Raw genomic sequence first — 16469 nt, 5'->3', positions numbered from 1 at the left:
GACCTTAGCTAATGATATCAAGTGGTTGAGAGACATCGGACGATCAGAAGGATTTTCAATAGAGCGGATTCGTTCGGCAGGCTATCAGCTGGAAATTTCTGATAAAACAAAATTTCTAAATTTTTTATCTCATGCAAAACGTCAAGAAAAGATTGATCAAGCGAACCCGAATGAACGAATCAAAAATATCGAACTTCTCTTACTGTTTCATGAAGAATATATTACGATGCAGCAGATCTCAGAATGGTTGGATGTGAGTCTTTCAACTGTTAAAGCGGATATCAAACAAGTAGAGCTATTTTGCGAGTCTTACGAATTATCCTTATTCAGCAAAGCACATTATGGATTAAAAATTATAGGAACGGAAGAGAAGAAACGGCGAGCGATTCTCTATTTGATTCGTAATGTCATCCATACACCGGTGTTGACTGAACGCTATAAAGCATTTCATTTTGTTTTTGACGAAGAGGCACTGCGGTGCTTTCTGTCGGAGAAATTGCAGCAATATCAACTGAAAGCCAGTGATATTGTGTTTGAGAACATCGTACAACACATTCGATTACTGATTTTTCGGATCACGCAGAACAATACATTGACGAATGATGAAGAAATGGCCAGGTCAGTAATCGACAAGTACGACTATCTTACTGAAGATTTGATTACCTATTTAGAATCTGCTTATTCCGTAACATTTTCAAATGCCGAAAAAAATTATTTGCAAGAACAACTGCGCGGAAAATTTTCAGTTCTGGATGATCGAACCAGTAATCAGCAGTTGAAACAAGCAATTGAGAAAACCCTCGAGTATGTGGATTGGCGGTATCAGACGCATTTTCGGAAGGACCAAGATTTAAGCAATGCCTTATTGATGCATGTCGCTCCATTGCTACAAAGGCTGTATACGGGGCATCAATTAGATAATCCTATCATTGATGATATTTATACGCAGTATGCCAATGTATTCAACGTCGCGATGGTATTTATCAATGAATTGAACAAGGATTTAAATGCAGACATCAGTAAAGATGAGATTGGCTATGTGGCTATTTATTTTGCAGCGAGTCTTGAGAAACAAGCGAACCAGCGCATTGATGACTATAAAAAAATTGCGGTGATTTGTTCCACTGGTGGTGGAGCGTCTTATTTGTTGAAGGTGAATCTGGAACGGCTTTTCAGTAATGCCGAGGTCACGACATTTGCTTTGAATGAAGTTGACCAAATCGATCAAAGTTTTGATCTTTTGATTTCCACTGTTCCTCTGGATCAGGAACGGTTTGCACTCCCAATTATTTACACAAAAACGATTTTAAATCGGGCAGAACTCCATAAGATCGAAAAAGATTTGAGCCTATTGCGGGAGTCGAAAAATAGAGTGTTTGATGTCCATCAGTTTATTCTCAGCTTATTTGACTCTCAGTGGTTTCAAATTGATACGGCATCCGAAGACTATTTGCACCTTTTGGGAAATGAAGCTGCTCGCTTAGAAAAAGAGGGGTGGGCAGAACAGGGGTTTAAGCAGAGTGTCCTTGAGCGAGAAAAAATGATCGACACTATTTATCAAAGTGGCATCGCAGGTCCCCATCCTATGGAGCAGGCAGCGATTAGAGAAATCATCAATGTAATTTTACTAAGAAAACCAATAGTGTATCGTGGGAAAAAGGTCAAGGTTATCTTCTTGATCAATATCAAGAAAGATCACTTAAATCTGCATAAAGAAATCAGTCGATTGATGATCAAAATGATGGAAGACCAAGCGTTAGACAATCATCTAGCTAAAATCACCACTTTTCAAGACTTCCAGTCTTATATACAAAGCCTAATGAAAGAAGGATGAAACAATGAACGAAAAAGAAATTGATATTTTTAAAATCATTTCTGCAGCAGGAGATTCGCGAGGAGCAGCTTTTGAAGCGCTAAGATTCGCTCGAAAAGGGGAGTTTGATCAGGCAGAGGCAAAAATGAAAGAAGCCAAAGAAAGGAGTATTGATGCCCATGATGTCCAGACAAAGTTGATCACTGGCGAACTTAATGGTGAAAAAACAGAAACAAGCTTATTGATGGTTCATGCGCAGGATCATTTGATGACAAGTTTGTTGGCACGCGATTTGATTGAGGAAATGATTGGCATGTTAAAGGAAAAAAGCGAAGAAAATAAGTAATCACAAAAAATAGTAGGAGGAAAGAAACATGAAAATATTGCTTGTTTGTGCAGGAGGCTTCTCAACAACAATGATGATGGAGTCAATGAAAAAAGTTGTCAAAGAATCAAAAAGCTTAGATGAAAAAGACTATCCAATGGAGGCAATCGGTGTTGACAAATTGGAACGCTACATCAATGACTATGATGTGATTTTAGTTGGTCCACAGTTGAGTCACAAATACGATTTCATTAAAGGAGAAGCAGATAAAGTGAACAAGCCAACGGTTTTACTAACGTCGGATATCTACGGGTCCATGGATGGGGCTACCGTAATGAAACAAGCGTTGGTTGCGTATCGTAAGAATGAAGCATTGAAAACTCAATAATTAGGAGTGAATAAAATGGAAAGTCCAAAGAAACAGGGTACTTTTGAAAAAGTAGAAGCATTTATTCGGAAAACATTGGTGCCGGTGGCGAATAAAGTTGATAGTAATGCTTACCTGACTGCAATCAAAAAAGGAATGGTGGTCATGACTCCAGTGTTGCTCTTGGGGTCTGTGGCAGCAATTTTTCCGTCTATTCCTGAGTTTATTACGACACAGGGAGTTGCCAATTGGTTTGAAAGTTACGGTTATATTTTTGGGATTATTTCAAAAGTTTCATTGGGATTAGTGGGGTTATATGCGGTTCTAGCCATTTCCTATTTTTTAAGCGAACATTACAAGCTTTATACGGTGGGATCAATGATGTTGTCGGCAATTGCCTTTTTAATCGTGGCAATGGATGTGGATGACAACGGCAATATCGTTGCCAGTTATCTTGATTCTAAGGGATTGTTTACCGCCATTTTCATAGCTATTATTTCAGTTAAGCTGTATCAATTCTTCACGAAACACAAGCTAGTGATCAAAATGCCAGAAGGGGTTCCGGATTTTGTCTCCAGTTCTTTCGAGTTGATTACACCTACTGCGGCTATCGGTGTACTATTTATTGTGATTCGCGCGGTTACGGATAGTCTATCTGGTGGTGTGCTTTTACCGCAAGTCATCATGGACATTTTGGCACCAGCGATTGGTAGTCTGGATTCGCTATGGGTGATTTATCTAGTACTAGTTTTACGGTTGGTTTTCTGGTTTTTTGGTATTCATTCGGCGGTTCTTTCCCCGATTCTTTCTCCAATCGCCGTGCAATATTTGTCCGAAAACATTGCCGCTCATGAAGCAGGGGAACCATTACGCCATGTCATCACGAATGGTACCTTGTCGGCATTTGCCAACTTCACTGGCTCAGGGGTCACGATAGGGCTGGTTTTGGCCATGATCATCAGTAAATCACAACGGTACAAAAAAGTGGGGGCAGTTGCTTTACTCCCTTCCATGTTTGGGATCAATGAACCGGTGCTGTTCGGTGTACCAATTATCCTAAATCCAGTATTGATGATTCCATTTATCTTTGGCGGGGCATTGGTAGGAATGCTCCCAATGATTTGTATGAAATTAGGCTTGTTGAACTATCCGATTTTTGATCCACCCTATGTACCAATATTTATGGAGGGATTTCTAACAGGGTTTGACTGGCGTGCAGTCATCATTCAAGTTGTTCAAGTTGCACTATCTTTTGGCTTATATTTGCCATTCTTCAAAGTATTGGAAAAACAAGAACTTGAACGCGAAGCATTATTAGAAGCAGAAAAAGGCAACTCTGTCATTTCAGAGGAAGACGAACAATATTTAACAGATATTGATTTCTAGCCAAAAGGGCTGGGGGCATAAGTGAGAACAAGTGGAAATCAAACAATAGAATGTGAGGAGTCCTCCAGTGAAATGGCTGATTCTTGCACAAAAGTAAGTCTATCGTTAGTTGCTCATCTTGTCAGCTTATGCCCTGTTTTTGAATGTTCAAGATGTTTCTTTATAAAAGACCAACCATGAAGGATGAGTATTGAAAAAGAATGAGGGGACATAAATGAGGATCGATGCATTAAGAGTAAAAATTGCTGAACAAAAATTGTCAGGGCTTCTGGTCACAGATAAAACAAATCGCCGCTATCTTTGCGGATTTACAGGGTCAAATGGGTTACTGTTAGTTACTGAAAACAAGATGATTCTGTTTGTGGACGGCCGTTATACAGAACAAGCATCTCAACAAACAGCCGGTGTGGAAATCTGTGAGATCCCGATAGGAAGTCATTTGATCGAAACAATGCGGCCATTCACTGCAGGTATGGTATTGGGCTTTGAGGCGGAAACCATTTCCTATCAGACTTTTACTGAGCTACATTGTTTAATGAAGGAGGTCAATGGTCAGCTAATCGCCACGAAAAACATGGTGGAAAGTTTAAGAATGATCAAATCTTCTGAAGAAATTTGTGCCCTCAGACAGGCGGCGCGGATTGCCGATCAAACACTAGAACAGATCATGCCAATGATACGAGTAGGGATGACGGAACTAGAATTAGCCAATGAGTTAGATTATCGTAGCAAAAAATTAGGCAGCGAAGGTCCAGCCTTTGAAACCATCGTCGCTTCTGGCGAACGAACCGCATTGCCTCATGCCCATGCTAGTCAGAAGAAAATAGAGGCGAATGAGCTGATCATGATCGACTTCGGAACGATCTACCATGGGTACTATTCGGATATTACACGGACGATAGGCTTTGGCGAGGTAAAACCCGAGATTCGAGAAACGTATGAACGCCTATTGGCTGCTCAAAAATCAGCTGTTCAAGCAGTTTCCTTAGAGAAAACAGTCGATGAGATCGATCAAGTTGCCAGACAAGCCTTGGAGAGAGAGGGGCTTGCCAGATATTTTAGTCACAATCTTGGACATGGCATTGGTCTTTCTTGTCATGAGTATCCGGCCTTGGCACCTAAAAACGAGTTGCCGATTCAAGCCAACATGACATTTACGATTGAGCCAGGCATTTATTTACCGAAAGAAAAATTCGGCATCCGCATCGAGGATGATGTGTTAGTAAATGATTTGGGGAATGCTGAACTTTTGACGGAATTCAGTAAGGAGTGGATAACCATTGATTGCAACCGATAAATTATTAATGCGTCTTTCTAATTTAGATGCACTGCCTGGGCAAGAGTCACAAGTGCAGGCAGCACTGATGGAGACCATTGATTCGAATGGTGTCAAAGATTCATTTGGGAACCTCTATTTTGGTGAATTAACAACAAAAAAGAAAAAAATCGCACTCTATGCCCATATGGATGAAGTCGGATTCTTTGTCCACCGGATCACAGAGGAAGGATTTGTCTATTTTTACCCGATTGGTGGCTGGTGGGGACATGTGATTTTAGGCCAGCAAGTACGAGCGACTTGCCGTAAAAACGGCTCTATTTTAGAAGGTGTGGTGGGAACACTGCCAAAATCAACCCATACAATGTCGGAAGTAGTACCGATCAGTGAGATGTATATTGACTTTGGGGCCAAATCAAAACAGGAATTGGAAGTTGCTGGTTTGCAAGTGGGTGATATGATTTTACCAAATACTCAAGCCAAGAAAAGCTTTAATCAGCAGAAGATCATTGGTAAAGCATTGGACAATCGTGTTGCCTGTACGATCATGGCACAGATCAAAAATCAGATCAAAACGCAACATGTCGAAATCATTGGTGTAGGAACAGTCCAAGAAGAAGCTGGAACACGTGGATCGAAAGTTGCCGCGCAGCAAGTGGATGCCGATATCAATATCGTTATTGATGTAGCCAATGGGAAAGATACGCCAAAAGCTGCGGACTATCCTAATCGTATCCAAGGGAAAGGTCCAGGTCTTGTTCTGGCCGATAAAACCGCATTAGGAAATATAAAGCTGTTGGATTACTGCAAGGAAGTTGCTGAAAGCAATCAAATTCCTTGGCAATATGATCTGTTAGCTGGAGGCGGAACGGATGCTGGTTCGGTTCAGTTAAAGGCCGGTAAACCAACCCTAGTCTTTTGTGTACCGGTTCGCTATTGCCATTCGTGGCATTCCATCGTGGACATCAATGATGTTGAAGCGACCATCGAGTTGATTTCTGCAGTTATTCGTTCATTGGATGAGGGAGGAATTGATCTTGAGTAATTTTAAAGAACAGCGCTCTCGTTATGGTACGTATTCGACCCAGTGGGATTATGTTCAAGACCGTTTTGGCGAAAAAGGGCTATTGCCTTTTTCAATCTCAGACATGGATTTTATGATTCCTGATGGAACCAGAGAAATATTGGCTGAGGCTGTTACACGAGGTTTTTTTGGCTATACCCGCTGGAACCATCTTGATTATAAACAAAGTATCTGTCATTGGTTTTTGCAGGAGTTTGCTTGCGAAGTTGAGCCAGATTGGTGTGTTTACTCACCAAGTGTTATCTATAGTTTGTCTCTTTGTATCCAGTTACTAAGCCAAAGAGGTGACAAAGTAGTGACATTTACTCCTTGCTATGATGCCTTTTACCATTGTATCGCTAGTAACGAACGGCAACTGCTCCCATTCTCCTTAACAAATAATCAGGAGTGCTTCACGATTGACTTTACCGCGTTAGCCAACGTCTTTGCTAGCGAAAAACCAGCGATTTTTCTGCTATGCAATCCGCACAATCCAACTGGCCGAGTGTTCACAGATGAAGAGCTGTCAACATTGGTTTCATTATGTCAGAGACACAACGTCGCTATCTTGAGTGATGAGATCCATATGGATGTCCGTCGTCCTGGGAAAAAGCATCGTCCAATTTTAGCATTTACTGATTCGCTAGAAGTTCCTATCATCTTGCTCTCCTCTCCATCAAAGACATTCAACACGCCGGGGCTGGGAGGCTCGTATGCTATCATTGAGGATGAAAAAGTACGAGAGCGATTTTTGACGATGTTGAAAGCAAGGGACGGTCTATCGTCGATTCCATATCCTGCGCTACTAGCGACAATGGACTGTTATCGGAATCAAAAGAAATGGGTCGTTGAACTCAATCAAACAATTGACGAGAACTTTTTCGAAGCAAAAAAGATACTGTCTGCTGATCCGCGGATTCATTTCACTATTCCAGAAGCAACCTACTTAGGCTGGATCAACATAAAAGATTTACCTTATAGCATGGATGAATTACAAAGTGTTCTGGTGAAAAAAGAAAGAATCGCGATCATGAATGGTGAGGTTTATGGACCAGAGGGCAAGTCTTATTTGCGGTTTAATCTAGGTGCACCAAAAGAGAAAATTATTGCTGGGCTAGCAGGTCTCATGCATGCGATTGACTCTTTGGATCACCAACTTTCGAAGCAATAGGTCGTCCATTACTAGACGTGTAAAATGGTTTTATTGGTATCCAAACATGAAGAAGTACAAAAGCTTTGACGAAAAGTTTTTGTGCTTTTTTTGTTCGACCATCTTTTCACCAACCCTTTAGAATTTCTAAAGATAAAACACAAACCGCAAATAAAGGTGACAACGATCTAGTGAGTTTTTTTAACTGGAAATGATTGCGAGTATTGTTGATAGAACAAGGTTGCTTGCTGGTTAAAGCCGAAACAAACAAGACCCTAAAAGACTATTTAGCCAAAGGATGACAATGAGGTGACAAAAATGAAACGCCAAGCCATAGCAGAATGTGCTATATTTTACGCAATCAGGACGAACCTATCGGAAAGTAAATTTTTGACGGCATTTATTTTAGCAACGCGAAAAACCATTCGTAAGTCCTATAGATTAAAAATCAACGTTTCAGTAAGATAGTATTAGTGTGGGACAAACGATAAGCAGAAAGGGTGAGACATCATCGAGAAAATAAAAGGATTAACTACAGCCGAAGTAAAGGCACGGATTCAACGCGGAGAAGTCAATAAATCAAAGAAAGATAAGACAAATTCGTATCCGAAAATTGTTTTCACAAATGTTTTTACTTTCTTTAATCTCATTAACAGTCTCCTCTTTTTCTTAGTGGCATTAACTGGTTCTTATCAGAATGGCTTATTCGTTTTTGTCGTTTTTAGTAATGTAGTTATCAACTTGTTTCAGGAAATCCGTTCAAAACGGACCCTTGATAAACTGGCGCTGTTGAAAGTTGCTAAGGTCAATGTGTATCGTGACGGCAACTTAGAGACATTGCCAATCCATAAATTGGTCCTAGATGACATTCTCTTATTGAAGAATGGCGACCAAGTACCCGCAGATGCTAAAGTCATCGAAGGATCTTTGGAAGTGAATGAATCACTGTTGACAGGAGAAATGGATAGCATCAGTAAAGAACCCGATGCTGAACTGTTTTCTGGTAGTTTCGTTACTGCCGGGGAAGCTCTTTGCCAAGTCATTCATGTAGGGGAAGAAAATTACATTGAAAAAATCAATAAAGAAGCGAAAACCATCAAGCGGCAAAAATATCTGATTCAAGGAAGTTTGAACAAGATCATTCGCTGGATTAGTCTGATTCTGATTCCGCTGTGTACGCTGTTATTCTTGAAACAATATTTTATAACGCATGCTTCTTTTAATAAAGCCATACTGCACACTGTAGCAGCGGCTGTGGGAATGTTTCCAGAAGGTCTGTTTTTACTGACAAGTGTGACTTTAACCATCAGTGCCGTCTATCTGGCACAAAAAAAGGTCTTGGTCCAAGAGCTCAACTGTATCGATGCCTTAGCACGAGTCGACGTTCTTTGTTTAGACAAAACAGGAACGATCACTGAAGGACAAATGACAGTAGAGAAAGTGATTCCTTTTACAACAGAAGAAAAAATGACAGAAATCACGCAGAATCTACTCGCACATTTACCAGATAAAAATCCAACCGCACTGGCATTAAGGGCCTTTTTCCCAGAGAAGCAAACCTATACGATGCAGCATGTCGTGCCTTTTTCTTCGGAACGAAAATTCAGCTGTGTTTCTTTTGAAGGAAAAGGAACTTACTTTATTGGCGCAGCATCTATTCTTTTATCAAAAGAGCATGGGTCTGTTTTAAAACAAGAACGAGCGCTGGCGGAACAAGGGTACCGGGTCATTGTGTTGGCACATAGCCCGCAGACTTGTGAAAATCATGAGCTGCCTGCAACGATTGAACCCTTAGGATTTTTCCTATTATCAGATACCGTCCGATCAGATGCCAAAGCTACCCTAGAGTATTTCAGATCACAAGCCATTCAGTGCAAGATCATTTCAGGGGATGACCCGGTCACGGTCAGTCAAATCGCTAAAAAGGTCAATCTTCCCGGTGCGTCTGATTATATCGATGTTTCGACGCTTACTGCGGATGAACTGAAAGAAGCAGTCGGCAACTATCAGATTTTCGGTCGCGTGACCCCTCAGCAAAAGAAAGAAATGGTCATTTATTTAAAAGAAATGAATCATACGGTGGCCATGACCGGCGATGGTGTCAATGATGTGTTGGCTCTTAAAGAAGCGGACTGCTCGATTGCGATGGCATCCGGTGTTGATGCCGCAAGACAAGTCGCAAATCTAGTTCTGTTGGAAAACCAGTTTTCGGCACTGCCTTCGGTGCTAGATGAAGGCAGAAGGGTCATCAATAATATTACTCGCTCAGGTTCGCTGGTTTTAGTTCAAGTGTTATTCTCCATCTTGCTCACTATCGGAACACTTTTAACGGGGACCACTTACCCATTTGAACCAATCCAGCTGACGATCATCAATGCTTGTTTTGTGGGAATTCCAACCTTTTTATTGAATTTCGAACCGGATTTCAATCGGATCAAAGGAGACTTTTTGTCTACGATTTTCAAAAATGCTTTTCCAGCGTCACTATCGATCGCAATTGGAACATTGCTTATTATTAATATCGGGCATTTGTTCGGCAGCAACGGTCAAGCTTTATCGATCATGTGTGTGCTTTTTACTGCATGGAATTACATTCTGATCCAACGAAAAATCTATCCGCCAAATAGCAAGTACCGGAGGTTTGTTTTCTTTGGTACACAACTCCTTTACTTTATCGCACTGATTGTCGGCAGAGATCTATTTAATCTCGGCAATACGACCTATATCAATTTGATTTTGCTGGTGGCATTGCTCAATTATTCCGTTGCGATTCAGCGACTAGCCAACAAACTGGTTCACTGCATTTTTCGCCGTTATGTAAAAAAAGGCGCATTGCAGAAATCTTAACCTGAAAACAGGAGTAATAGAAAGGTTGAGATTCTAGGAGATTGAAGTTGAAAATGATTATTGATTATTGCGAAACAAGCTGTTCCTTTTTGAACGCTTTTACTCATTGCCTTCAAGCCACTCCAGTGCAGCTTTTTCCGGATGGTCAGTTATGACATCAGGAAGAATTGGCTTTTCTTCATACAGGATTCCATTTGTTCCTTTGATTTTTGCACCTGCTAAGGACAAAGCATATTTTCCATAAAGGGGAATCATAGAAACTCCTGTGGCATAGCCAGCCGTCTCTTCTCCAAAAGTGGAAACTCGCTCTTGTCCTAGAAGCGCAATCAGAAGCACCTCAGCTGAGCTAGCAGTCTGATGATCTGTCAAAACAGCAATAGGCAGATTATGAAAATCTGCATTTGTTGGTAGACTTAAACGATTTTCTTCAAAACGTATTTCTCCGTCTTTCTTGAAGACGGGGATTTTTTTGTGTGGAGAAATAAATTCAAATAGTTTTCCATCTTTCAGAAAAGGCGCACAGGCTCCTAACATAGGCATCATGTTGCCACCATGATTGCCTCGCAAATCAATGATGACTCCTTGAAGGTCAGACATATTGGACAGTTGCTCCAGGGCTGTAGTGACATAAGTGCGCACATTTTCTTCATCACTAGCAGGAAACGAGGGCAAAATCAGGGTAGCGATGTTATCCTCGATCAACACTCGAGGAAAAGTAAGTAATGCTGGATTAAAAAAGGTTGAGTCATCCTCTTGAACTTCAATAAGCGCTGAATGCTCTCCGCCGGCCTGCTTTATCGCATGATTCAGCATGGGCACAACATCATCGAACGAGTCGTCTTTTTTTACTTGAGCTAGATAGTTTGGTATTTCTTTCTCAAATCCTGTCTCTTTTGCATATACCCCATAATTCTCCATAATGGATAACGCATCTTTTGTTAAACGATAGACAGAAGGAGGAACAATATAGAGCGGTTTATCAAAAAGCGCAAGACCAATCTGCAGTCCAAAGAAATGGATAGACAGTGCTAAGACTGTGATAATTGAAAAAATCAACACGAGTATTTTTCTCATAATTCACGCTCCAATTTGAAGTTGTTTAGTTAGTATGTATTTTGATTTTATTTCATTCTAAATGATTTTATAGCAAAAATCGATTGATAAATTATATAATTATTTTTTTGCATTCCGTTTTTATCCAACGATTAGCGAGTAAACTGGTCCATCGTATTTTTCGGTGCTATGCTAAAAAAGGTGCCCTTCAAAAATCCTAACCTGAAAACAGGGCTAGTGAAGGCGCTGAGATGGAGTAGGTCGAAGAACAAGCGTGAATGGCTTGGTTGAATATATAAAGAATCTCATCAATGAAGGGAGCTGGGACTACAGCTCTCTTTTTACTATCTTCAATTAACGAAGCTCCCTTAATCCAAAGAGATACTTGTCTTGATCAACGAGATAGGTATCTTTTGTCATGCAATCGCTTCTTTGGATTGAGTTACTGATAATCTCTTAGTTTAAAAGTATTATTTGAAAATAATTACAGATAGATTATATTTTGATGTAGTAAATATTTTATAAAAAAACATTTTAATAGTAAAATAAATCTATTACATGAAAAGTGAGGGGTTATATGAAAAAAAGTATCTTATTTTGTGTTTTAGTTTTTGGGTTGTTTGGGGGTACAGTGGTATATGGGGAGCAGGAATCTACCGCAGAAGTGACACAGTCAGAAAATCAAAAAGAAGTGACGAAGGCGTTTGTTGGCAGAGGAGACATTGAAAAAGAGCGAATTCGGCAACGAAGAGTTTTCCGATATTCCAATTTAGAAGCTAGCGGATTATATGCAGAAAAAGGAGATCATTTAACGGTTGTAGTGAAGGATCAAGATGCTTTAGAACTTGTCATCGGAACACCAGAACGAAACACACAAAAAAAATATCCATTACTACAAGGAACGAATGAAATAAATGTTGAAACGGAAGGCGCCATTTATGTGGTAAACCCCAATGAAGATGGCAGTGCATTGGTAACGATTAATGGGGCAACAGGTCAGATGCCTTTTTTTGACTTAAACACAACCAGTGTGGAAGACTTTCAAACACAAATGATTGCAGCAGAAAATGCAAAAGACGTACAATTGATAAGCAATAAAGCAATTGTTACAGTCAGCTACCGACAAGCCAAAAAAAATATTACTGATCCGAAAGAATTGATGGAATATTATGACAAATTCTTAGCGGCACAAGATCAGGTGTCGGGAATCAGCAGTGACGGACGTCCTGAAAATAGAGTCGATCGCCATTTCCAACACTTTATCGAAGTATCAAGAAAGTATATGTTCTCTACTCAAGAATATATGGGATTTAACGGCGATGGTGCGCTTGCCAGACTTCTGAAAACGAATAATGGTTGGGGCGTTTGGCATGAAAGTGGCCATCAAAGACAACAAGATGCTTGGAGATGGGATTCCGTTATAGAGTCTTCAGTAAACATTTATTCGATGGCTGTTCAAAAAGAGACATCGGGTAAGATAACCGCTTTGGACAGTTATTATCCACAAATGCACACCTATTTAACTTCAGAAAATAAGGATTTCGAAAAACAGAACAATGACTTGAAAATGGTTATGTTTGGTCAACTGGCCAATACCTTTGGTGAAAACTTCTATCCGGTTCTACATCAGTATTATCGGGAAAATAATTTGTCATATAGTACCGATGCGGAGCGTATTCAAAATTTTGTCAGCAATGTGTCTAAGGTCACTGGATATAATATGGTTCCGTATTTTGAAGAATGGGGATTTGCCATTACTGAACCTACAAGATCACAGACCGATCAACTTCTGGATCTTCCTGAAAAGATTTGGTTGAATGACAATCAGTCTACTAAAAAATTACCGATGCGGATGATTGACAAAGTGACCCTTTCTGATACTGGAATCAAGGTTGATTTAACGGATTTTGACACGAATGTTTTTCAAGATCAAACATTAGTCGTCATCAAAAATGATCAAGAGATTTCCAAATTGATCAATAAACAATCGGAGAGCACCTTGAATGACAACACGTGGCAAATTACGACACCAATCAATTCAACAGATAAAATTCGAATTGAGTTAAGAAATACAGATGGTGTTTTTCACCTGTATAATCGTTCACTGAGTGTAGAGCAGTTGCAGAACACTATTTTAGGGTACTTGGATTCGCAAGAACCTCTTGACGAAATACTCACTCAAGAGATCTTAGATGGCATTAGAACCGACATAGCTACTCTTGCGGATACAAATGAGCAACAAAAGCTTTTGTCATCTTTAGAAAAACTAGAAAACAACTATTTATCTGCCCTTGTCAAAGATCTGTCCCTTGATGAATCAGGAAATCTGCTAGTGACATTTACAAATTCCAAATTCAAAGAATACAAAAAAATTGTTATTCTTGGAAACGGCAAATATATTGCAGAAGTAGCAAATGGCAAACCTTACTATAGCAGTTTATCTGATAAAACGTTGAAAGTTTCTGATCAAAAAAATCAAACGGATTTTTCGGTCCAATTTCGGCTTCCCCATAAAACCTACACAGTAGCTGGAATCACTTCAGCAGAGATGACGCTGAAAAAAGAGATCAACGCGTTGTTTATAACTGATCATCAGTTGAATGACAATGTAACACAAGAAAAATTAGATGATTTACGAAGTAGAATTTCTAGTATCTCTGCAGAGTTTAAAAAGCCTCTAACAGATCGTATCAATAAAGCACAACAATTGTTTTTCGAATCCATGATTTCTAGTTTGGATTTCAAAAATAGTAAAGTCACTGTTTCTTTCTCAAACGACTTATATAAGAATTACAAAATTGTGGTTTTAGAAAATAAGAAGTACATGGCAGAAGTAACGGACGGCAAAGCCTACTATGGACAATTGAATGGACTTGTTTTCACTACCTCTAAGAAAGCTACTTCTGGTTCTTCCTACGTAGTAGAAGTTAGACATGCTAGTGGGAATTATCGCATGAGAGAGAACACATTTAACTAATCTTTGAATCCAAAAATCCTCAGGCGATGTTTTGTCAGTTGAATTTTGTTTTATGCACAAAAACTAATTCAACGCAGGACTTTTATTGAGGCATCGTTAGGAGACGGACAAAGAAAAGATAGGTCAAAAGCTACCATGAAAATATGGTAGCTTTTTTTATGTGTCAAGGAACCTTTACAACTTCTTCGAGGTATGATAACTTATGTGTAAAGGAAACTTGACAGAGGTGAGAAGATGCCAGTTATCAATCGTTTAAGAAGTATTCGTGAAGGGCATGGCTTGTCCCAAGGGGAATTAGCAGCGATTTTGGGTGTTTCCCGGCAAACGGTCAATGCTATTGAGACCAATAAATATAACCCTTCGCTAGAATTGGCATTGCGGATTGCTCATTATTTTGAAATGTCAGTTGAAGAACTGTTTAAATTGACTGGAGGCACAAACGAATGAAAAACAAGTGGGCAAGTATTTGCGAGAAAGTATTACATGTTCTGTGGGTAGCAGCAAATCTGATTTTCTTTACGTGGGTAGGTTATTGGTTTGTTGGGGTCTTATTTATTCTTGGTTTTTATCTGATTTATGGCCTGCTTTTTCGATCGGTGAGTAGAATGGAAAAAGAGTCTTATGATGAACGGCAAGATCAGTTGAAAAGCAATAGCTATAAGTGGGGATTGAAAGTTGGATTTATATTATTATTTGCTATGCCTGGCTTTTTTAGTGATCCTAGTGATTTCGCGTTTTTCATCGCGGGAGTTGTAGGAAGTGTGATAGTGGGCTATCAAATGCTGAGCGGCAGTTTTTTTGGACACAATGCGAGTAAAGGAGAGATTTATACTATATTGATCGTTTCCCTATTTATCGGTGCAGGTGGAACCTTTCTTTACTGTCGAGACATGGTTATTGGCTCACAGAAGCTAGTTGCCGAGGGGAGAATCACTATTGATTCTGGCTTTTGGCTTGTCTTAGCCAGCTTAGTGATCAGCCTAACAGGTTGGGGCTATTTGTTGAGAGAGCGTAGAGTAAACGTGACAACGGAATGAATAATCCATTAAGTATAGTCGCTGTCGCAGAGAAAAGCAGACCGACACCTTCTTGTTAAGGTGCTGGTCTGTTTTTTTCATTTCATCCTATTTAAAAAGCGTAATATGAACGGGAAGTGCGGTATTTTTTGGGGGTAACATTGGTATGTCTCTTAAAACATTCAGTAAAATGACTTTGATTGGAAAAGGCGAGATCAGTTCCAATTTGCCCAATCGGTGAATCTGTAAAGAGTAATTGTTTTTTCGCCTCGTGAATTCTCCTCAGGAGTAAGAAGTCTTTGAAGCTGTAATGGACTTCCTGTTTAAAAAGCCTGCCTAAATATTTAGGATTCTTGGAAAGGGAACAAGCGACATCATTTAGTGTGATTTTTTCGTGTAAATGATTTTCAAGATAGTTGAGCATCTGCATAACAGTGGCAGAATAGTCTTGTTTAGGGAGGTGCTCAAGAATGGTAAAAAAGTCAGCGATCGCCTGCTTTAGATAGTGGGTTGCTGTTTCTGGCGAAACAATATGATCCACCAGCCTAAAGTGAAACTCTTGTTTTTTGAAGACCATTTGAACGGGATTTCCTTGCTCGATCTCGACTCTGGTTAGCAGAGTAATGATCGAAATAAATTGGGTTCGTAGTTGGGCAATACTAAGTTGAGAAAAATGATGCTTGTCTAAGAGTTCCAAAATTTTAAAGGCTCCTTGCCGGTTGTTGTCTTTGATATGGCAAAAAAGGATCAGTTCCACCCGGTAAAATTCTTCGATGCTTTCCGCTGTATTATAAGGACGCAACAATGCTTGTTCTTCTTGCGAGAAAAGATAGATGTTCAGACTTTGTTCTTTGACGATTTCTTTGGGCGAGGCTAATGAAACTAAGTGATAAATAAGCTCGATGAATTCATCAATCAACGAATTGAGATAAGGAAGATCAATATCTGTTTCAGGTAAAAAGTAAGGTCCAAATAGAATAAATGAATCATTTGGTTTTGTTTCCGCTGGATCGGAACTCTCGGAAAAATAAGCATAAATATAAGTTTCTTTTCGCCAAAAATAAAGTGTTCTATGATTTTTTGTGGGGAAGGGGAAAGCGAGATCCTTTAGCGCAGCAACCTCATCTATGGAATAGCGCTTAACCGGAATACCTAGTGATAAAGAAACTTTTTTTAAATGATCGAATGTGCTGTTC

13 protein-coding genes are annotated in these 16469 nt (G+C 39.7%); 11 read left to right on the top strand and 2 right to left on the bottom strand.

Features of this window, described 5'->3' with window-relative positions:
* The 8 genes from Q0A12_RS02245 to Q0A12_RS02210 form a co-directional block, all read left to right on the top strand.
* On the top strand, positions 1-1834 hold a 1834-nt coding region (locus Q0A12_RS02245; RefSeq protein ID WP_291291085.1), incomplete at its 5' end, for a PRD domain-containing protein.
* Positions 1835-1838: 4 nt separating this feature from the next.
* Positions 1839-2159, top strand: a complete 321-nt coding sequence (locus tag Q0A12_RS02240; RefSeq protein ID WP_291291084.1) for a PTS lactose/cellobiose transporter subunit IIA — start codon at positions 1839-1841, stop codon at positions 2157-2159.
* A 28-nt stretch (positions 2160-2187) separates the two neighbouring features.
* Positions 2188-2526 carry a PTS sugar transporter subunit IIB gene (locus Q0A12_RS02235; protein WP_003125507.1) on the top strand — a complete coding sequence of 113 codons (339 nt, stop codon included), beginning with the start codon at positions 2188-2190 and terminating at the stop codon, positions 2524-2526.
* Positions 2527-2541: 15 nt separating this feature from the next.
* Positions 2542-3891, top strand: coding sequence for a PTS transporter subunit EIIC (locus Q0A12_RS02230; protein WP_291291083.1), 1350 nt, complete (start codon positions 2542-2544; stop codon positions 3889-3891).
* A gap of 214 nt (positions 3892-4105) precedes the next feature.
* Entirely contained in the window at positions 4106-5188 is a 1083-nt protein-coding gene (locus tag Q0A12_RS02225) for a Xaa-Pro peptidase family protein (RefSeq protein ID WP_291291082.1), read from the top strand.
* Positions 5172-6212 carry a M20/M25/M40 family metallo-hydrolase gene (locus tag Q0A12_RS02220; protein WP_291291081.1) on the top strand — a complete coding sequence of 347 codons (1041 nt, stop codon included), beginning with the start codon at positions 5172-5174 and terminating at the stop codon, positions 6210-6212. The genes Q0A12_RS02225 and Q0A12_RS02220 overlap by 17 nt, the downstream gene beginning before the upstream one ends.
* Positions 6205-7401, top strand: a complete 1197-nt coding sequence (locus tag Q0A12_RS02215) for an aminotransferase class I/II-fold pyridoxal phosphate-dependent enzyme (RefSeq protein WP_291291080.1) — start codon at positions 6205-6207, stop codon at positions 7399-7401. Before Q0A12_RS02220 ends, Q0A12_RS02215 begins: the two co-directional genes overlap by 8 nt.
* 486 nt (positions 7402-7887) lie before the next feature.
* Positions 7888-10227 (top strand): HAD-IC family P-type ATPase, encoded by a 2340-nt coding sequence (locus tag Q0A12_RS02210; RefSeq protein ID WP_366030672.1) that lies wholly within the window; start codon positions 7888-7890, stop codon positions 10225-10227.
* Between the two features lie 99 nt (positions 10228-10326).
* Here Q0A12_RS02210 and Q0A12_RS02205 read toward each other — a convergent pair whose 3' ends face one another.
* A complete protein-coding gene (locus Q0A12_RS02205) occupies positions 10327-11301 on the bottom strand; it encodes a S41 family peptidase (RefSeq protein WP_291291078.1) in 975 nt (324 codons plus the stop codon).
* 556 nt (positions 11302-11857) lie between these two features.
* On the opposite strand from Q0A12_RS02205, the gene Q0A12_RS02200 reads away from it, so the two are divergent.
* From Q0A12_RS02200 to Q0A12_RS02190, 3 genes are all read left to right on the top strand, one after another.
* Positions 11858-14257, top strand: coding sequence for a M60 family metallopeptidase (locus Q0A12_RS02200; protein ID WP_291291077.1), 2400 nt, complete (start codon positions 11858-11860; stop codon positions 14255-14257).
* Between the two features lie 234 nt (positions 14258-14491).
* Positions 14492-14704 carry a helix-turn-helix transcriptional regulator gene (locus Q0A12_RS02195; protein WP_060813832.1) on the top strand — a complete coding sequence of 71 codons (213 nt, stop codon included), beginning with the start codon at positions 14492-14494 and terminating at the stop codon, positions 14702-14704.
* Entirely contained in the window at positions 14701-15294 is a 594-nt protein-coding gene (locus tag Q0A12_RS02190) for a hypothetical protein (protein WP_291291076.1), read from the top strand. The genes Q0A12_RS02195 and Q0A12_RS02190 overlap by 4 nt, the downstream gene beginning before the upstream one ends.
* A gap of 91 nt (positions 15295-15385) precedes the next feature.
* Here the strand turns inward: Q0A12_RS02190 and Q0A12_RS02185 are convergent.
* Positions 15386-16469: AraC family transcriptional regulator (locus tag Q0A12_RS02185; RefSeq protein ID WP_291291075.1), on the bottom strand; the 1084-nt coding region annotated here is incomplete at its 5' end.

This window comes from Enterococcus sp. (assembly GCF_022711995.1).
In the GTDB taxonomy this organism is placed as follows: domain Bacteria; phylum Bacillota; class Bacilli; order Lactobacillales; family Enterococcaceae; genus Enterococcus_D.
Note: the sequence above shows the minus strand (reverse complement) of the source record. Positions and strands in the feature narration are given on the sequence as shown.